A 17,200-nucleotide genomic window follows, 5' to 3' on the forward strand; every position below is an offset into this window, starting at 1 on the left:
GCGCTCTACGCATGGGAAGCCGCCGCGCTCATCACCTCGTCGACGGCTTCCCGCGAGTCGGTGATGAAGTGGAACGAGGAGCCGCGGAAACCGTTGCCTTCTGCGGGCACTCCGGCGTCCTGCGCGGCGGCTTCCCATGCGTAGAGCGCCAGTGACACCGAGCCGTCGCCGAGCGCGCACGTGACGAACCCGGGGTGGTCCTGGAGGACCGCCGGTCGGCTCAGAGCGCGGTGTGCGCGAGCCAGTGCTCCACCAGTGCACGGTCACCTCGCACGACCACGCTGTCCACGGCGCTTCGCCCTGTGAACACAGTCAACAGCTCTTGCGCGCTTCCAGTCACCGTCGCGTCGGCGGGTGCACCGCTGTCGTCGAGACGAATTCCCTTGGGGGTAAGGGAAATGCGCCACCCGGTCGCGCAATCGGTCGCTTGCACGGCGATTGTTTGGCCGGAGCCGCGCAGCTCGGCGAGCGCGGGTTTGACGGCTTCAGCACCGGGCGCGGTCAGCAGTTCGAGAACTTCGCTGATGCCGTCCGCGGCGAGCACGGGGTCCACCTCCACGACGGTTCCGACGGTGCGGCCGATGTCGAGGTGGTGCACAACGGCGTCGTGCAGCATGCGCCGGAGCCAGAAGGACGCCGGGCGCGGCCCCAAGAACGTCCACACAGGAGCTTCGGCGCGCACGGCCGTGACCAGCTCGGCAGCGCCTTCGATCAGCCAGTCCCGCCAGTGGTCCACCTCGCCGGGATCGGCCGTATGCGGGTCGGGCACCGCTGCGGCTTCGCCGGTGCGCGCGATCTCCGCCGCCCAGCGGTGCGCCTGGCCGATGTGCCCGACGAGCACGCGGAGTGTCCATTGTGGACAAGTCGGCACGGTGGCAGCCGGGTCACCGGTCACGGCGAGTGCGGCAAGATTCTCTGTCCGCCCTCGCAGCTGTTGTGCGAGCCAAGTGGTGTCCATGCGCCGTACCGTAGGAACTCCACCCGGGTGGAGGTTCAAGCGACAGTGACGCACGACACGACTCTGTCCATCGGGGAGCTGGCTCAGCTGACCGGCATCCCGGTGCGGACGATCCGGTTCTACTGCGACAACAGCCTGCTCGACGTGGCACGGAGCGCGGGCGGCCACCGCCGCTTCGCACGCTCGTCGGTGCAGCGGTTGAGCACCGTGCGACAGCTGCGCGCCTTCGGGCTCGGATTGACGACGATCGAGGAGGTTCTTGCTGGACAACGATCCCTGAGCGAAGCAGTTGCCGCCGAGCGCCGCACCGTGGACCGCGAGCTCGCTCTCCTGTCGTGGCGCCGAGCTTCGCTGCGCGCCGTGGAGGACGCGGCGCCCGACGAGCGCGCGGCACGCATCGGCCTGCTCGCCGCCGTCCAGGACGACACGGCGGCACGCGAAGCGCTGGTGTCCTTCTGGCACAACGCCTACCTGGTCCGAGCGCCCGTCGACACCGTGGAGATGTTCCTGTCCGTGAGCGCGCCGCTGGCCCCCATCGAGCCCACGCCCGCGCAGGTCCTCGCCTACGCGGGCATGGTTCAAGTGGTCCGAGACGCGTCGCTGCGCCAACGCCTCGCCGCGCGCGTGGTGGTGGCCGACCAGCGCACCCTGCACGAGGGCGTCGGCGAGGCGTGCGAGCTGGCCCGCCCCCTTGTCGCGGCCGGAGAACGCCCGCGTGCGGGCCCCGCGCTCGACCGCTTCGTGGTCGCGCACGCGGAAGCCCTGCGCGAGCGCGACACCCCGGCCTTCCGGCGGCGGCTGCTCGCCGAGACCGAGGCGGAGCGCGATCCTCGGCTCCGCCGCTACTGGCGACTCGTGGGAACCCTCACCGGAGAGGAGGTGACAGCGGGCGAGGCGCACGCATGGTTGCTCGACGCGCTCTGAACCTGGTGGCATTTCGCCCGCGCAGCCCCGATTTCCGGAGTGTGCCGCGCGGAGGTTTGTCGGTTTCCGACACGGGCTAGCGGCGCTGGTCGGGAATGCGCCAGGCGCGCGGGTGGTACCGGCGCTGGTGCAACAGCTTGCCGTTCGGGCGCAGCGTGGAGGCGAAGGCCAGCGCGGTGATCGCGCACAGCGTCAGCACGAGCGCGTTGTTGCCGGTCTCCGCGCTCAGGGTGAGCACCCCGTACTCGCCGATCATGAACGTGCTGTGCAGGCCCCAGCACACCGCGACGGTGGGCATCGCCGCGCGGAAGGTCGACAGCACGGCGATGCTGTCGACCACCACGACCATCGCGATCAGCGACAGCGGAGCCGCCCCGGTCGCGGCGACGAGACTGGTCACCACCAGGGCCAACGCCGCGCCGAGCGGGAAACCGAACGCCGCCGGGATCGGCAGGCGGGAGCGTCGCATGCCAGCCAGTGAAGCGCCTCCTCACATTGAGAGGCAAGCACCCACCGCAAAGATCGAGTTCACGCGGCCGCGCCGCGCAGCGGGCTCCGCTCCTGCGCGGGCAACGCCTTCACCGCCTGCGCCCACAACCACAGCGCCAGCACCGTCAACGCCACTGCCTCCACAAGGGCGACCGTGGTTCCCAGCATCGGCACCACGTTCCCAGCGAGGTAGGCAGGCGCCTCCGACAGCGCCTCGACCGCCTCCAACCCGACGATCACGGCGGAGGCCAGCGCCCACGCGGCGTTCATGCGCCACGCCTTCAGGTGGTACCCGATCACGTAGACCACCGCGCCCGCCGCGATGGCGATGTGGACGCCGCCGTAGGAAGGCAGCCAGGTCATGCCGATCTGCCCCGCGACGACGCCGACGAGCGTCGCCAGCCACCACCGCGCCCGCACCTCCGGCGCGTCCCCGTGGAACCCGGCGAAGACGCACGCCACGTACAACGCGCTGCTCGCACAGAACACCAGCGTGTAGGCGGACATCTCCTCCGCGCCGCTCACCACGTCGACGACAAAGAACGCCGTCGTCGCCAGGAACAGGCCCGCCGACACCCGCGCCACCAGCCGTGCCCCGCTGATCAGGGCGAGGAAGGTGACCAACGACAGGGACCAGAAGCCGACCCAGGCGAAGTCGTACCACTGCCAGGCAGTTTCGACGTGCACCGTTCTCGGCTCGTAGTGCCCGGAGAGCTTCGGGAACAAGCTCGTCAGGCCGAAGTTCACGGAAATCACCGAGAGGAACAGCATGCCGAGCAACGCGACGAGGCGGACGACCTGTCCCTTGACGAGGGCTCGCGGGCTGCCCGTCGTGCCGGGCCAGCGGGTGCGCGCCGACAGCGCCAAGAGGCTGCCGAACTCGCCCGGCCAGCTGACCTCGCCGCGCACGTCGGCGTCGTCGAGGAAGGCCGCGACCATCTCCTCCTCGCGCTCGGCCCGGTACCACTTCGGCAGGACCACGAGCATCCTGCGGTAACGCCGCTCCAGCGCGGTCATGCCGCTCCTCCCTTGAAGTCCCCGACACGCGCGCCCGCACCGGTGAGCCGGTAGTAGCGCCGTGGCCGTCCCTGGTGGGCCTCGTCCCGGTCGTGTTCGACCAGGCCCGAGGCCACCAAGCGGTCCAGGACGCCGAAGAGCGCCCCCACCCGCAGCCGCACGCGTTCCCCGGTCAGCTCCCCCACCGCGCGCACGATGCCGTGACCGTGCAGGGCCCCCTCGGCCAGCACGGTCAGCACGAGTGAGCCGCGCTCGTTCATCGCTCTCCTGGACACGCCGCCGACTATATATCGCCCCCCGATATATGCCAACAGCCGATCTCTCAGGGACGCTTCGTGGGAGCCCCCAGGAGCGCGCCGACCACCTGGCGCAGCCGTGGGTGGACGTCGTCGGGCGTGGTGAGCACCAAGTGGTGCAGGGCGCCCACCACGGCGAGGGCGAGAGCTTCGGGGGACGCCTTCGCCGAGACGCGACCACGCTCCTGCTCCGCCGCGAGGTAGGCGGCGACGGCGTGCTCGATCGCGTCCAGGCCGGCGGTCCCGTCGCCGAGCACGCCGTGCACCCGAGCAGCCAGTTCTGGCCGTGCGACAAGGAGTTTGGCCAACGTGCCGACCGTCGACGGCGGCGTCGCGATGATCGCTTCGCACAGATTCTCGGCGACGTCGCCCGTACCGACGCGCTCCGCGAGCGCCCCGGCTCCCGCGGACACCAGGAACGCGCGGTCGACGGCATAGGCGGCCAGGAAATCGTCGAGATCGGCGAAGTGCGCGTGCAGCAGGCCGGTCGCGACCCCGGCCTCAGCGGTGACGGCGCGCCCGCTGAGCCTGCCCGGTCCGTTCCTGGCGATCACCCGCTCAACGGCGGCGAACAGCTGCTGCCGGACCTCGGGAATGGCGACTCCTCTGGGCATTCGCCGAGTCTACGGGACTTGCGCCCAGTATGAGCGCGTGTTCATACTCAGTTTGAACACACGTTCATACCTGAGGGGAGCCGCGGTGACGAAGAAGGTTGTGGTGGCGGGGGCGGGGATCGCCGGACTGTCCACCGCACTCCGGCTGAGCGGAGCCGGGTGGCAGGTGCTCGTGGTCGAACGCGCCCCGGCCCGGCGCAGCAGCGGCTACATGGTCAACCTGCTCGGCCACGGCTACGCCGCCGTCGAGCGGATGGGGCTGCTGCCCGTGCTCACCGCGAAGGATCTCGGGTTGTTCTCCTCGATCCTCGTGCGGGCCGATGGGAGCGAGAAGTTCACCGTGCCCGCCGCGCTCGCCGAAGCCGCCGTGGGCGCACGCGCGCTCACGGTCTTCCGCGGCGACCTGGAGTCCGTGCTGTACGAGGCGGTGTGCGACCGCGTCGAGATCCGTTTCAGCACAACGGTTGTGGGCGTCTCACAGGACCCTGAGGGCGTTGACGTCGCGCTGAGCGACGGGACGGCCGAGCGCGCCGATCTGCTCGTCGGCGCGGACGGCCTGCACTCCGGAGTGCGCGAGATCGTGTTCGGGCCCGAAGCCGACTTCCGCGTGGACATGGACCATCTCGTCGGGGCATTCCCGTTGAGCCAGCTGCCGCGCGAGGTTCCGGACAGCGCGAGCGCCACGTTCATCGGCCCGCGCCGCACCGCCGCCGTGGTCAACCTCGGCCCGGGCCGCTCGTCGGCGTTCTTCGCCTACCACCACGCCGACGTCGCCGCCGAGCTGAAGCGGGGCGCCGCGAAGTCACTGGGCGAGGCGTTCGCCGACCTGGGCGGAGCGTTCCCCGACGTTCTCGCTCAGGTCAGCGACGCCGCGTACTTCGACTCGGTCAGCCAGATCGCGATGGACTCGTGGAGCCGCGGACGGGTCGTCCTGCTCGGCGACGCCGCGTGGTGCGTCACGCTGTTCGCGGGCTACGGCGCGGCCCTCGCGCTCACCGGCGCCGACCACCTCGGCCTGGCGCTGGCGGAGGACGACCTCCCGACCGCCCTCACCCGCTGGGAAGCCCGGCTGCGCCCGGAGGTGAGCAAGCGACAAGCGTTGGCCCGCAAAGGAATCAGCCAGTTCGCCCCGCCAACGCGAGCGCACGTGTTCGCCCGGGACCTGATGATCCGCGCCATCCAGCTGCCGGGGCTGCGCGGGCTGATCCGGCGCTCCGTCGAGCGGGCGAACCAGCCGAAACCACTCAGCTGAGCTCGGACAGCTCGTCGAAGGGCAGCGAGCGCAGGAAGTCCTTGGCGTCGAACAGTTCTCCGGCGGTCACGGCACCGCTCGTCAGCGCGCGGCCGGACAGGACTCGCGAGGTCGCCTCCACCACGATCGGCGCGGTGAACGCGTAGATGTCACGGCCCCGCGCGAAGACCCGACGAGTCGTTTCTCCGCGCCGCACAACGACTTCCACCAGGAACACCTGAGCGGAACGACCGCTGGCGTCCACCGCCTCCGGGCCATCGGGCGAGGGGTCGACGAAGTCCTTGAGCGGAGTGGTGTTCAGGTACGAGGAGATGCGCTCGGTGTCGATGTGCTGGGCGATCGTGACGACGTCGGTGGTGGAGAACTCGCCGACGACGTCCTGGGTGCCGAACGGAGCGGGGAAGGTCCACGTCGACGTCGGCTGCGGCTCGTCGCCGGGCCGGACGCTCATCCGGTGGTCGGCGTAGACGACGCGGCGCCCGGCTCGGCGAGCACCCGCGAGCAGCGTGCCGCGCGTCGGCTGCCAGCTGTCGAGCGCGACGGCCACGGAGATCTCGTCGGCGCTGGCCCACTCCCCCAGCGCGGCCGTCGCGAGCAGGTCGCCGAGCGCGCCGTAGAACGCCATCACCGGCGCGATCACCACGCCCGCCTCCTTCACCCTCGGGTCCTGGCGGTAGGTGTCGAAGGTGTCGATCGCCACCAGGGTCTCGCCGGTGACGTCGAAGTAGTGGATTCCGGCGCGCAGCGCGGCCTCGACCAGCGCGGGCGCGGTGTCCCCGAACGGACCCGCGCAGTTGATCACCGCGGCAGCCCCGGCGAGCGCGCGGTCGAGCGAGGCGGGGTCGTCGGCGGAGGCGACCCGCGTCTCCAGGCCGCCCCCGACCTCGGCGAGCTTCGCGGCGTCGCGCCCGGACAGCACGGGGGTGAACCCGCGCTCCAGCAGCTCCGCCGTCACGAACTTGGCGGTGTGCCCGTAGGCACCGAACACCGCGACCACCGGCTTCGTCATCTCATCTCCTCGTGTGCTGAGCTTGATGAGATCGTGCTGGTCAGAGGCGGCCCGGACCACCGTGCGCAGCGACAACGTGCGCTAGGTTCGCGTCATGCGCAGGCCCCATCGCGTCGTCATGGCCGTCACCGACGCCATGCCGATCTTCGAGGCGGCGGTCCCGTGCCAGGTCTTCGGCGTGGACCGGCCGCACCTGGCCGACCCGTGGTACCGCTTCTCGGTCGTCCCCGTCGGCACCGAGACGGTGCGGCTGAGCCCCGGTTTCACCCTCGCCCCCACCGAAGGCTGGGACCTCGCGGACACCGACACACTCGTGGTCCCGGCCTGCGAGAACGTGCACGACGACCCGCCTGCCGAGCTGGTCGAGCTCGTCCGCGAGGCGCACCGGCGCGGCATCCGCATCCTGTCGATCTGCTCCGGCGCCTTCGTGCTGGCCGCCGCCGGGGTGCTCGACGGGCGCCGGGCGACGACGCACTGGCTGCACGCGGACGAGTTGGCGCAGCGCTATCCGGCCGTGCGCGTCGACGCGACCGTGCTCTACGTCGAGGACGCCAACGTGATCACTTCGGCGGGCACCGTCGCCGGGATCGACGCGTGCCTGCACGTGGTGCGGATCGACCACGGCGCGGCGGTGGCCGCCGAGCTGGCCCGCCGCCTGGTCACGCAGCCGCACCGCGACGGCGGTCAGTCGCAGTACCACCGCCCGGCGGCGCCCGCGATCCGCGAGGACTGGCTGGCCGCGCTGCTCGACTGGGCCGACGAGCACCTGCACCTGCCGCTGACCGGCTCCGACCTGGCCGCGCGGGCGAAGGTCAGCGTGCGCACCGTCGAGCGCCGCTTCGCCGAAGCGCTCGGGATGTCACCGCTGCAATGGCTTCTGCAGCAACGGGTTCGGCGCGCGCAGCAGTTCCTGGAGACCAGCGACCGCCCCGTCGGCTGGATCGCCGACAACTGCGGTTTCGGTGGCGCCGCGAGCCTGCGGGCGCACTTCGCGCGCATCGTCGGGGTGCCGCCGAGCGCCTATCGCCGCGCGTTCCACGAGCGCTCCGACGCCGCCCGCGTCGCCGGTTGAGCCGGTCAGTCCACCGAGCCGATGATGTGCAGCTGTTCGAGGCCGGTGATGATCAGATCGACGCCCAGCGCCGCCAAGAGCACGCCCAGGACGCGGACGAGCACCCACGTGTAGGTCGTCTTCACGTAGCGCAGCAGGATGCCGAGCACCAGGATCGCGACGAGGTCGAGCCCGATGACCGCGACGTAGGCCCCGGCCAGGGAAAGGCTCGACGGCAGGGTGCTCGCGTCGGCCATCAGGAACAGGTAGGCCACGGCGACGGGGTTGGCGTAGTACGCGGTCGCCAGCTCGTGCGTGCCGCCGGTGCGGTCGACGTGCGCGTGGTGGTTCCCCCGGTCGAGCACGAGGTCGAGCGCGTGCACGAAGAGGATCACCCCGCTGGCCAGCATCAGCGCGCCGCCGCTGATGTGGAACACCTGGATGAGCAGGCGCCCGGCCACGATCACGAAGAGCCCCGTCGCGAGCGCGATCGCCGTCGTGGTCAGCGCGACGCGCCAGCGGCGGCGGGCGTCCACGTGCTCGGTGTCGCTGACGAAGGCCAGCAGGATCTTCGGCGGACCGACCACGGCGATGAGGATGCTGAACGCCTCGACGAAGGTCATGGCCGCAATGATCGATCCGGTGCGCGGACTCCGCTATTCGAAGCCGCCGCTCAGGTCGTCTGGCCCGCGCGGTCGAACGCCTCGATGTGCTCGCGCATGCGCTGCGCGTCGTGGTCCCGCCCGAGCTGGGTGTACAGCTCCACCGCCTCCTGCCACGCCTGCCGAGCCTCATCGGGCCTTCCGGCCGCGACGTACGCCTGACCGAGCCCTTCCAGGGGATCGGCGATGCCGAGCCGGTTGCCGAGTTCTCGGTACAGCGCAAGGGCTTCGCGGTAGTAGGTGATCGACTCCTCGTGGTTGCCCGCGCCCAGCTCGATGAAGCCGAGGCTGTCCAACGTGTTGGCCTGCTCGGCGGAGGGCGCCCACTGGTGGTGCAGCTCCAACGCCTCCCGGCAGTGCCGCCGCGCCTCGTCGAAGCGACCGAGCTTGGCCAGGTCCCACCCGTAGGTGTTGAGCCCGGCGGCCAACCACACGGGATTGCCGAGCGCGCGGTAGAAGCGCAGCGCGTACGCGGAGTGCTCCATCGCGGCGGTGTCGTCACCCTGCTGTTCGCAGGCCCGCGACAGCGCGCGGTGGATGTGCCCCTGATGGGCGGCGTCGTCCTGCTGGGCGGCGAGGGCGAGCGCCTGCAAGAGGTGGCCGATCCCCTCGTGCCCGTACCCGAGGCACGCCTGCGCGAGCCCGAAATACTGCAGGGCGAGGATGCGCGTGGTCGGGTCGTCAAGGTGCTCGGCGGCCTCCCGCGCCCGCTCCCACACCGCGAGCCAATCGCGGTGCAGCAGCCGCACCTGCACGAACGTGTTGAGCGTCCACGCGATCCGCCAGGTGCTGAGGTGCCATCCACGCTCGGCCGTCGCCTGCTGGAGGGCGAGCGCGCAGTCGTGTTCGGCGGCGAACCACAGCATCGCCGCGGCGCGCTCCACCGGCGGCTGCACGTGGGTGCCGGGCGCGGGCGGGTCGAGCTCGACGGGCGGGCGGAACGGCAACAGCACCCGGTCGCAGGCGTAGGCGGTGTGCAGGTGGAAGTCGACGAGCCGGCGCAGCGCGTCCTCGGGCAGCTCCCCGCCGATCTCGGCCGCGTAGCGCCGGACCAGGTCGTGCATGCCGAAGCGCCCGCGCGCGTCCTGGCTGATCAGCGAAGCCTGCTCCAGCCCGCGCAGCAGCGCCCGCGCGTCCTTCACCGGCAGGCCGAGCAGCGAAGCGGCGGCGTGCACGCTGATGTCCGGGCCGGGCGCCGCGCCGAGCAGCCCGAACGCGGTCGCCTCGTCGGGGGTGAGCGCGCGGTGCGACCACGACAGCACGCTGGGCAGGCTCGCGGTGGGGTCCTCGTCCTCCAGCGCGCTCAACCCGAGGTCGTGCAGCTCGTCGGCCAACACCGAGAGCGGGAGCTGCGGGCGGGTCTGCGCGTGCGCCGCGACGATGGTCAACGCCAGGGGAAAACCGCCACACAGTGCGACGAGCCGCTCGACGGCGTCGTGCTCGGCCGACGTCCTGGCCGCGCCGAGCCGGTCGCGCACCAGCTCACGTGCCTCCACATCGGACAGCACGTCCAGCGGCACGTAGTGCGCGCCGTGCGCGGTGACGAGCCCGGACAGCCGGTTGCGGCTGGTGACGACGACCTTGCACCGCTCGGTGCCGGGCAGCAGCGGCACCACGTGGGCGGTGTCGACGGCGTTGTCCAGCACGAGCAGCATCCGCCGCTCCGCGATCAGGCTGCGGAACAGGGCCGAGCACGCGTGCGGGTCGGCCGGGATCTGGCTCGGGTCGACGCCGAGCCCGCCGAGGAATCCGCGCGCGGCCACGACGGGCTCCATCGGCGCGGTGTCCGGGCTGAAGCCGCGCAGGTCCACGAACAGCTGGCCGTCGGGGAAGTGCGCGGCGTGCCGATGCGCCCAGTGCAGCGCGAGCCAGGTCTTGCCGATCCCGCCCGCCCCGGCGATGACGGAGATCCTTTCCTTGTGCCCCAAGCGGTCCAGCTCGCCCTCGCGGCCCACGAACGGGGCGGGCGCTGCGGGCAGCTGACGCGGGACGACGCGCGCGGCGGGGGTGGCGGCCAGCTCCGGATCGGCGGCGAGCAGCCTGCGGTGCAGCTCCTGGAGCGCGGCGCCGGGGTCGGTGCCCAGCTCCTCGACCAAGCGGTCGCGGACCTCCCGGTAGTGCTCCAGCGCGTCAGCGGTCCGCCCGGCCTGGTGCAGCGCCCGCATGTACTGGTCGGCGACGTGCTCGTCGAGCGGGTGCTCCGCCGCGAGCGCGGCCAGCTCGACCACCAGCTGCTCCCCCTGTCCCAGGCGCAGCCGCGCGTCGGCCAGCTCGCGCCGCGCGTCCAGCCGCTCCCGTTCCAGCCGCGCGCGCTCGCCCTCGATCCACTCCCCGCCGACGCCGGTCAGCGCCTCTCCGCGCCACAGCTGGAGCGCTTCGGTCAGCAGCCGCTCCGCCCGCGCTTCGTCGGCCTGGCCCACCGCTTCCGCGCGGAGGGCACGAAACCGGTGCAGGTCAACGGACTCGCTGATCAACGCGTAACCGCTCGCGCGCCGCTCGATGATCACGTCGGCCACGCCGTCGAGGGCTTGGCGCAGCCGGGAGATGTAGCTGTGCAGCGTCGCCCGGGCGCGGCGGGGCACGTCCTCGCCCCACACCCGCACGGCGAGGCGTTCGGCGGGGACCACCCGACCGGCGTCGACGGCGAGCGCGGCGAGCACCAGCCGCTGCTTGGCGGGACCGAGGTCCACCGGTCGCCCGCCGGTGTCCCCGCCGGTGTCAGCGGCCACCTCGCCCAACAAGCGCAACACCCCTGCCGACCCCGCTTCCCCCCGCTCGGACCTGCGCTTTGCAGAATCTCGCAAGCGATCCACACGATAGAGCCCCGACGGTGTGCCCAGCTCCACGACCCACCGAGGGGAAACATCATGAAAACACGAGTGATCAGCGCGTTCGCCGTCTCCGCGCTCGCCACCGCCGGCCTGCTCTCGGCCATCGCCCCGGCCACCGCCGCGCCCGCGAAGCTGAAGTGCGCCACCGGGTACTTCTGCGCCTACGAGCACATCAACTTCACCGGCGCCGTCCTCGTCCAGTCCCGCGCCGGGCGAGGGGCGACCGTCGACGCGCCCAACGACAGGACCTCGTCGGGCTCGAACAACACCGGCAACCAGTGGGTGGGCGTCAACCTGCGCCTCGGCATCGGCGACGACGTCTACAAGTGGGCGCCCTACACCGACGCCAGCACCATCGGCAGCGCGAACGACAAGATCGACCAGTTCGACGTCAAGTAGCCGGGCGCGCGAGGGGGTGCCACCACGGCGCCCCCTCGTTCCGGTGAGGGGAAGACATGACAGCGACCCGATCCGCGCTGGTAGCGGCCCTGTTCGTGCTGCTGACGGCGGCTTGCGTGCCGCCGCGCTCGACGTCGCGGAGAACCAGCTGATCGCCCAGTGCATGCGCCGCGCCGGACTGTCCTATCCGGACGTTCCACCGCCGCGCGACGACCGCCCCGTTGTCGGGCTCGTCCGCGCCTCCGCTCCGCTGCGCGTGGAGGACGCGCGCCGCGAGGGCTACCCGGACTCGGTGATGATCGCTGCCTCGCGCCAAGGACCTGTCGAGGCGCACGCGGACGCGCTGCCGCCCGAGAGCAGGGAGCGCTTCCACGAGGTACTGCGCGGGGACACCGGCACCGACGTCCGCGTGACGCTGGCCGGGGGCTTCGAGACGGCGGCGTCCTCCGGCGGATGTGTTGGTAGCGCACGGAAAGAGCTGTACGGCTCGGTCGCGAACTTCCTCACCGTCTTCTACACCGCCGAGCTGGCCCAACGGCAGGCGAGCGGAGCGGACCGGGACCAGGAAGTCGTTGCCGCGTATGAGTCCTACGCGCAGTGCATGGGCGTCAAGGGACACCGCGTCGCGGCCCCCGCCGAAGCCATCGCACTGGCGAAGAAGCACCCGAGCGAGGAGGTCGCGCTCGCCACGGCCGACGCCGAATGCCGGGCCGCCACGCGCCTGCACGAACTACGGGAGGCAGCGGCGGATCGCATCGTGCGGCGCTGGTTGGCCGACAACGAAGGCACCGTGGTTCAAGCTCACGCGCTGCTCGTCGAAGCTCAGCGCATTTCCTTGAGCAGCAACCACAAGAGGTAGCAGCCGCCGATCGCCGTGGTCACGACGCCGACCGGCAACGCGACTGGCGCGAGCAGCAGCTGAGCGATCAGGTCGGCGCCGAGCAGCAGGACTCCACCGGTCAGCGCGGCGGGCAGCAGACCGACACCCGAGGTCGCGAACAACCTCCGCCCGATCTGCGGCGCGGCCAGCGCGATGAACACGATCGGCCCCGTCACGGCCGTCACCGTCGCCGAGCACGCGACCGCAGCGAGCACGGTGACCAGCCTCAGCCTGCCGAGCCGAACCCCGGTCGCGACGGCCACCTCATCGCCGACCGTTGCCTGGTTCAGCTGCCCGGACAGCGCCGTGAACAGCAGGACCAGCGCGCCGACGACGATCAGCGGGATCTGGAGGTCGTCCCAGCCGAGGCCGTTGAGCGAGCCCGCGCTCCACCCCGTCGCCGCGATCGCCACCTCCAGCTCCGCACGCAGCACGATCCAGGCGTTGAGCGCCACGAGCATCGCGTTCACCGCGATCCCGATCACGACGAGCCGCGTGCGATCGATCCCCGACTTCAGCGACAGCGCGTAGACCACGCCCGCCGCGAGCATCCCGCAGAGCATGGCCATCCCGGTGAGCAGGCCGGGGACCTCGGCGATCACCCCGGTCATGACGATCAGCGCGCCGGTGTAGGAGCCCGCCTCGATGCCGAGCACGTCCGGGCTGCCCAGCGGGTTCCGCGTCAGGTTCTGGATCACCGCCCCGGCCAGCGCGAGCGCGGCGCCGAAGACGAGCGCGGCCACCACTCTCGGCAACCGCCACTCCAGCACGACCACCGATGTGCCTCCGCGCCCGGACAACGCGGTGAGCACCTGCGCCGGGGACAACCACACCGCGCCCTGGCACAGCGCGAGCACGCTGAGCCCGGCCGCGATGGCAAGCAGCACAAGGGTTCCGTAGACCGTCCGCCGCCGGAACCTGATCGACACCGGACCTCGGCGCAGGACGATCACAGGGCTGCAGTCCTTCGCCTGCGCACCACGGAGATCAGCACCGGGCCGCCGAGGACGGCCGTCACGATCGACACCGGCACCTCGCCGGTCGGCAGCAGCACGCGCGCCGCGATGTCGGAGACCAGCAGCAGGATCGGGCCGAGCGCCACGCTGAACGCGACGAGCCACGGCACCGACATCCCCGCCACACGACGCGCGAGGTGCGGCACGATCAGCCCGGCGAACACGATGGGACCGGCCACCGCCGTTGCCGCACCGGACAACAAGGTGACGAGCACGAGCACCGCGAGCCGGGTCCGCGTGAGGTTGACGCCGAGCGAGCGCGCCACGTCCTCGCCGAGCAGCAGCGCCGACACCTGCTTGCTCACCGCGAGCGCCCCGACGAGCGAAACGACGATCACCGCCACCGGCACGACCAGCGGGACCTGCTCGCGCCCGGCGAGCGAGCCCACCGCCCAGAACCGGAACCTGTCGAAGACCTCCGGCGTGATCAGCCTGAGCCCCAACGAGATCCCGGCCAGCACCGAGCTGAGCGCCACCCCCGCGAGCAGCAACCGCACCGGCGAGGACCGGCCGACCGTGTACACCAGCGCGGAGGCGGCTCCGGCACCGACCACGGCGAGGAGCAGTTGCCCGTACTGGGTTCCGGCGAGTCCGAGCGCAGTGCCGACCGTGATCCCGAAGCCCGCTCCCGCCGTCACGCCGAGGATTCCGGGCTCAGCGAGCTCGTTGCGGGTCGTCGCCTGCATGAGCGCCCCGGCCGCCGCCAGCGCGGCACCCACCGCGACCGCGAGGAGCATCCTGGGCAGCCGGATGTCCCACACGATCAGGCTCGCGTTGTCCGCGCCGGGGTCGACCAGCGCGCTCCACACCTCGGCGGGCGCGAGCGGCTGCGCTCCGACACCCATGCTGAGCACGGCGACCACGCCCAGCACCACGGCACACCCCGCGAGAGCCGTGGTCCTACTCGCGTTCAAGACCGGCGACTCCGCGTTTCCAGTAGCCGGTGACCGACGAGAGGTCCTTGGCCCAGGACCGCAGCGGCTTGATGTCGTTGGCCTCGCCCGCCGCGAACAGGAACGTTCCCTCCGGCAGGCCGAGCCCGAACACGGTCTCCGCGAGGTCCGAGCCGACCCCGTCGCGCACCAACCTGATCACGGTCAGCCCGGCGCGCTCCGGCAGCGGGTAGTCGTGCTCAACCGGATCGTCCACTTCGGACACCAGGTGCACGGTCGAGCCGGGCGGCGCGTCCTCCAGCCAGCGCGCCGCCGCCGGGAGCCCGGTCGCGTCCACGGCCAGCACGTAGTGGTCGTGGGTGTACGGGAACGCTTTGCCCCCGGGCGGTCCCGCCACCGTGACCAGCTCGCCGACCTCGGCCGCGCGCGCCCACTCCGACGCGATCCCGCCCTCGTGCAGCACGAGGTCGAGCACGAGCGTGTCACCGCTGTGGCGGCGCACGGTGTAGTCCCGGGTAGTCGGGAACGGGCGCGGCCAGTCCAGCGTTCCGCCGTCGTTGCGCTCCGGGCGGCGCAGCGTCCCGTCCGCGTCCGGGAAGACGATCTTCACGTGGTCGTCGGCCTGGTAGGAGTGGAAGCCGGTCAGCTCCTCGCCGCGCAGCGTCAGCCGGACCATGCGCGGTGTCAGCTCCTCGCGCTCCACCACCGGCGCGGTGCACACGCCGATCGGATAGGCGAAGCGGACCGCGCCGCGCCCGGTGCGCTGGTGCTCGGCGACGCGCTCGGCGAAGTCGGCGTGGATCGTCCTGCTCATCGGGTCACCAGCGGCGCGAGCGCCTTGTCGAGCGAGTCCAGGGTGAACATCGCGGACGGATAGGTCGAGGCCTGCGTGTAGCGGACCGGGAAGGCCTTGCCCGCCTTGACCGCGGGCAGGTTCTTCCACAGTGGACTGTCCAGCACGTAGCGCACCGGCGCGCCCACCGAGCCGTTCGGCTCCAGCGTGTACGTGATCACCTCGGCCTGGGCGAAGCTCGCGGGCAGCTCCTCGATCGAGGAGTACTCGGACACGCTCGCCGAGCCCGCGCCCTTCTTCTTCACCTCGCCGTAGAACTCCACGCCGATGTCGTTGGCGACGTTGGTGCCCCAGGAGCCGGAGAACTCGCGTTGGAAGTTGCCCGCCGACACGTCGCCGTAGCCCCCGACGTGCCCGAACTTCACGCCGCGGACGGCGTTGGCGTACTTGGCCTTCAGCTCGGCGGCCTTCTTCTCGTAGGCGGCCTTCGCCGCGTCGAAGCTGCCGAGCCTGCCCGCCGCGTCGGCCTGGCGCCGGGACAGCTCGCGCCACGCGTGCGGCGTGCTCGGCCCGATCGCCACCACCGGCGCGATGGACTCCAGCCGCTTCACGTCGATGTCGGCCAGCACCGGCTTGGGCACGCCGATCACGATCAGGTCCGGGTCGGCCGCGGCGATCGCCTCGTAGTTGGTCTCCGTGGCCAGCTCCCCCGCCACCTTCGCGAGCTTGTCGTAGCTCGCGCGGTGCTCGGGGCTCATCATCTCCACGCCGCGCTTCCACGTGGAGATGCCCACGAGCGCGGCACCGGACTCGATCAGCACCGGCACCGCGTACCCCGTCGCGATCACCCGCTTCGGCTCGACCGGGACCTTGATCTCCCCGTTGTCGGCAGTCACTGCGCGCATCGGCACCTCGCCCCCGGTGCCCCCGGACGCGGCACCGCATCCGGACACCAGCACGAGCGCGGTTGCCACGGCGGCGGCTAGGCGACTCACCCGCATGTGAAGCATTCCTCCAGGTCAGGGTGTTGTGATGCACTTAGGCTAGCCTTACCCCGTCCGCGTTCGATGTCGATGAGAGGTCACCTGATGCGCTCCACAGGACACTTCGGGCCCGACCCCGTGGTGTGCGAGGAGCACGCGCACGGGCTCGGCACCCCCGGCGGCATCCTGGTGCTCGTCTACCACTGCGAGGGCCGCATCGACTTCGGCGAGAGCCGCGAGGACTTCCTGCACCAGCTCTACTGGTCCCCCGACGGCGTGCTCAGCACCGTCGGCGGCTTCACCAGCAGCCGCGAGGCGTTCTGGGCCCGGCGCGCGGTCACCCACTCCGTCGCCGCGGCCGACGCGCGGACCGTCTACCGGGTGTGCCTGCGCGAAGTCCCTCCCGCGCTGCGCGATCTGCGTGTTGGCGCGGTATCCCTGTCGCCCTCCGCGGCCTCGGCGCTGCGCGCTGTCGGCCGCTCGGGCGCTCTAGCCGCCCGCTCACGGATCATGTCCGGGGTGGCGGTGTCGACGTCGGGATTCGTCGCACATCACGCGAACGGGTCGGGGTTTGCGATGACCATCGCGCGGGAGCTTTCTCGCGATCCTGGAGATCGGACGCAGTTGGATGAGTGGGCCGGGCGATTGCACACCAGCGTGAAGACGTTACAGCGTGATTTTGAGCGCGAGTTCGGGATGTCGTATTCGCGGTGGCGGACTGTGGTGAGGCTGCGGGCTGCCCGGGCTTTGTTGGAGTTCCATCCGGTGGGGAAGGTGGCACATCGGGTGGGGTATGCGAATCCGTCGGCGTTCGTGGCGGCGTATGCGAAGGAGTTCGGGCACACGCCTGGGCGGGTTCGGTCGGGGTTTTAGGGTTTTGGGTTTTGGTCGGGGACGGCTGGGCTTCCAGCGTGGCCCGGCTGGGCTTCCAGGTCGCGCCGGTACCAGCGGCGGGTCGGCTTGACCTGGGAACCCCTTGCGCGTGCCCCTGGGCCTTACAGGGGCACGGGTGGTGAACCCGGCCCTCGCGCGAGCGTATGGCACGCGCACCCCAGGTAAAGCCTCGGTTGGGTTGTGCGCCTTGCGTTCCAGCGTGGGGCTTTCGGCGTTTCGGGCGCCTGGGAATTCATTCT

At 71.5% G+C, this 17,200-nt stretch carries 19 protein-coding genes; 6 read left to right on the plus strand and 13 right to left on the minus strand.

What is annotated here, in order from left to right; all coding sequences use genetic code 11:
* Positions 1-5: 5 nt before the first annotated feature.
* Together CCN37_RS40025 and CCN37_RS20760 are read right to left on the minus strand one after the other, a co-directional pair.
* Positions 6-158 carry a hypothetical protein gene (locus CCN37_RS40025; RefSeq protein ID WP_168200767.1) on the minus strand — a complete coding sequence of 51 codons (153 nt, stop codon included), beginning with the start codon at positions 156-158 and terminating at the stop codon, positions 6-8.
* Between the two features lie 62 nt (positions 159-220).
* Positions 221-958, minus strand: a complete 738-nt coding sequence (locus tag CCN37_RS20760; protein WP_086823639.1) for a maleylpyruvate isomerase family mycothiol-dependent enzyme — start codon at positions 956-958, stop codon at positions 221-223.
* Positions 959-1,003: 45 nt separating this feature from the next.
* On the opposite strand from CCN37_RS20760, the gene CCN37_RS20765 reads away from it, so the two are divergent.
* A complete protein-coding gene (locus CCN37_RS20765; RefSeq protein WP_086823641.1) occupies positions 1,004-1,882 on the plus strand; it encodes a MerR family transcriptional regulator in 879 nt (292 codons plus the stop codon).
* A 76-nt stretch (positions 1,883-1,958) separates the two neighbouring features.
* Here the strand turns inward: CCN37_RS20765 and CCN37_RS20770 are convergent, their stop codons facing one another.
* From CCN37_RS20770 to CCN37_RS20785, 4 genes are read right to left on the minus strand one after another with little or no spacing between them, the layout of a single operon-like run.
* Positions 1,959-2,351: a hypothetical protein gene (locus CCN37_RS20770; protein WP_086823643.1), complete on the minus strand. Its 393-nt coding sequence runs from the start codon at positions 2,349-2,351 to the stop codon at positions 1,959-1,961.
* A 59-nt stretch (positions 2,352-2,410) separates the two neighbouring features.
* Positions 2,411-3,388 (minus strand): hypothetical protein, encoded by a 978-nt coding sequence (locus tag CCN37_RS20775; RefSeq protein ID WP_086823644.1) that lies wholly within the window; start codon positions 3,386-3,388, stop codon positions 2,411-2,413.
* Entirely contained in the window at positions 3,385-3,663 is a 279-nt protein-coding gene (locus tag CCN37_RS20780; protein WP_246843203.1) for a PadR family transcriptional regulator, read from the minus strand. Before CCN37_RS20780 ends, CCN37_RS20775 begins: the two co-directional genes overlap by 4 nt.
* Before the next feature lie 47 nt (positions 3,664-3,710).
* Positions 3,711-4,298: a TetR family transcriptional regulator gene (locus tag CCN37_RS20785; RefSeq protein WP_086823648.1), complete on the minus strand. Its 588-nt coding sequence runs from the start codon at positions 4,296-4,298 to the stop codon at positions 3,711-3,713.
* Between the two features lie 85 nt (positions 4,299-4,383).
* Between CCN37_RS20785 and CCN37_RS20790 the strand changes: the two genes are divergently transcribed.
* On the plus strand, positions 4,384-5,550 hold the full coding sequence (locus tag CCN37_RS20790; RefSeq protein WP_246843204.1) for an FAD-dependent oxidoreductase: 1,167 nt from the start codon (positions 4,384-4,386) through the stop codon (positions 5,548-5,550).
* Here the strand turns inward: CCN37_RS20790 and CCN37_RS20795 are convergent.
* A complete protein-coding gene (locus CCN37_RS20795) occupies positions 5,543-6,559 on the minus strand; it encodes a trans-acting enoyl reductase family protein (RefSeq protein ID WP_086823653.1) in 1,017 nt (338 codons plus the stop codon). The two genes, CCN37_RS20790 and CCN37_RS20795, sit on opposite strands and share 8 nt — an antisense overlap.
* A 94-nt stretch (positions 6,560-6,653) precedes the next feature.
* Between CCN37_RS20795 and CCN37_RS20800 the strand changes: the two genes are divergently transcribed.
* The gene (locus CCN37_RS20800) at positions 6,654-7,631 is read left to right on the plus strand and encodes a helix-turn-helix domain-containing protein (RefSeq protein WP_086823656.1); all 978 of its coding nucleotides are present in this window, start codon (positions 6,654-6,656) and stop codon (positions 7,629-7,631) included.
* Between the two features lie 5 nt (positions 7,632-7,636).
* Here CCN37_RS20800 and CCN37_RS20805 read toward each other — a convergent pair whose 3' ends face one another.
* Both CCN37_RS20805 and CCN37_RS20810 read right to left on the minus strand, forming a co-directional pair.
* Positions 7,637-8,233, minus strand: a complete 597-nt coding sequence (locus CCN37_RS20805; protein ID WP_086823660.1) for a MarC family protein — start codon at positions 8,231-8,233, stop codon at positions 7,637-7,639.
* A gap of 50 nt (positions 8,234-8,283) precedes the next feature.
* Positions 8,284-11,022 carry an AfsR/SARP family transcriptional regulator gene (locus tag CCN37_RS20810; RefSeq protein WP_246843205.1) on the minus strand — a complete coding sequence of 913 codons (2,739 nt, stop codon included), beginning with the start codon at positions 11,020-11,022 and terminating at the stop codon, positions 8,284-8,286.
* 117 nt (positions 11,023-11,139) lie between these two features.
* Here CCN37_RS20810 and CCN37_RS20815 point away from each other — a divergent pair, with 117 nt between their 5' ends.
* On the plus strand, positions 11,140-11,502 hold the full coding sequence (locus CCN37_RS20815) for a peptidase inhibitor family I36 protein (protein WP_086823663.1): 363 nt from the start codon (positions 11,140-11,142) through the stop codon (positions 11,500-11,502).
* A 43-nt stretch (positions 11,503-11,545) separates the two neighbouring features.
* A complete protein-coding gene (locus CCN37_RS20820; RefSeq protein WP_143261711.1) occupies positions 11,546-12,361 on the plus strand; it encodes a hypothetical protein in 816 nt (271 codons plus the stop codon).
* Here CCN37_RS20820 and CCN37_RS20825 read toward each other — a convergent pair.
* Genes CCN37_RS20825 through CCN37_RS20840 form a run of 4 tightly spaced genes read right to left on the minus strand, consistent with a single transcriptional unit; the run spans position 12,325 to position 16,094 of the window.
* The gene (locus tag CCN37_RS20825) at positions 12,325-13,332 is read right to left on the minus strand and encodes an iron chelate uptake ABC transporter family permease subunit (RefSeq protein ID WP_086823680.1); all 1,008 of its coding nucleotides are present in this window, start codon (positions 13,330-13,332) and stop codon (positions 12,325-12,327) included. The two genes, CCN37_RS20820 and CCN37_RS20825, sit on opposite strands and share 37 nt — an antisense overlap.
* Positions 13,332-14,312 (minus strand): iron ABC transporter permease, encoded by a 981-nt coding sequence (locus tag CCN37_RS20830; protein ID WP_256388063.1) that lies wholly within the window; start codon positions 14,310-14,312, stop codon positions 13,332-13,334. The genes CCN37_RS20825 and CCN37_RS20830 overlap by 1 nt, the downstream gene beginning before the upstream one ends.
* Positions 14,299-15,105, minus strand: coding sequence for a siderophore-interacting protein (locus CCN37_RS20835; protein ID WP_086823671.1), 807 nt, complete (start codon positions 15,103-15,105; stop codon positions 14,299-14,301). Before CCN37_RS20835 ends, CCN37_RS20830 begins: the two co-directional genes overlap by 14 nt.
* Positions 15,102-16,094, minus strand: a complete 993-nt coding sequence (locus CCN37_RS20840) for an ABC transporter substrate-binding protein (RefSeq protein WP_086823674.1) — start codon at positions 16,092-16,094, stop codon at positions 15,102-15,104. The genes CCN37_RS20835 and CCN37_RS20840 overlap by 4 nt, the downstream gene beginning before the upstream one ends.
* A gap of 78 nt (positions 16,095-16,172) precedes the next feature.
* Between CCN37_RS20840 and CCN37_RS20845 the strand changes: the two genes are divergently transcribed.
* The gene (locus tag CCN37_RS20845) at positions 16,173-16,940 is read left to right on the plus strand and encodes a helix-turn-helix transcriptional regulator (RefSeq protein WP_246843206.1); all 768 of its coding nucleotides are present in this window, start codon (positions 16,173-16,175) and stop codon (positions 16,938-16,940) included.
* Positions 16,941-17,200: the final 260 nt, after the last annotated feature.

It is taken from the genome of Allokutzneria sp. NRRL B-24872, from assembly GCF_002155965.1.
Lineage (GTDB): Bacteria > Actinomycetota > Actinomycetes > Mycobacteriales > Pseudonocardiaceae > Allokutzneria.

Bases quoted from the DNA above. Each gene is read 5' to 3' on its own strand.
- CCN37_RS20760 (WP_086823639.1), bottom strand. From the start codon at position 958: ATGGACACCACTTGGCTCGCACAACAGCTGCGAGGGCGGACAGAGAAT.
- CCN37_RS20770 (WP_086823643.1), bottom strand. From the start codon at position 2,351: ATGCGACGCTCCCGCCTGCCGATCCCGGCGGCGTTCGGTTTCCCGCTC.
- CCN37_RS20775 (WP_086823644.1), bottom strand. From the start codon at position 3,388: ATGACCGCGCTGGAGCGGCGTTACCGCAGGATGCTCGTGGTCCTGCCG.
- CCN37_RS20785 (WP_086823648.1), bottom strand. From the start codon at position 4,298: ATGCCCAGAGGAGTCGCCATTCCCGAGGTCCGGCAGCAGCTGTTCGCC.
- CCN37_RS20795 (WP_086823653.1), bottom strand. From the start codon at position 6,559: ATGACGAAGCCGGTGGTCGCGGTGTTCGGTGCCTACGGGCACACCGCC.
- CCN37_RS20800 (WP_086823656.1), top strand. From the start codon at position 6,654: ATGCGCAGGCCCCATCGCGTCGTCATGGCCGTCACCGACGCCATGCCG.
- CCN37_RS20805 (WP_086823660.1), bottom strand. From the start codon at position 8,233: ATGACCTTCGTCGAGGCGTTCAGCATCCTCATCGCCGTGGTCGGTCCG.
- CCN37_RS20815 (WP_086823663.1), top strand. From the start codon at position 11,140: ATGAAAACACGAGTGATCAGCGCGTTCGCCGTCTCCGCGCTCGCCACC.
- CCN37_RS20835 (WP_086823671.1), bottom strand. From the start codon at position 15,105: ATGAGCAGGACGATCCACGCCGACTTCGCCGAGCGCGTCGCCGAGCAC.
- CCN37_RS20840 (WP_086823674.1), bottom strand. From the start codon at position 16,094: ATGCTTCACATGCGGGTGAGTCGCCTAGCCGCCGCCGTGGCAACCGCG.
- CCN37_RS20845 (WP_246843206.1), top strand. From the start codon at position 16,173: ATGCGCTCCACAGGACACTTCGGGCCCGACCCCGTGGTGTGCGAGGAG.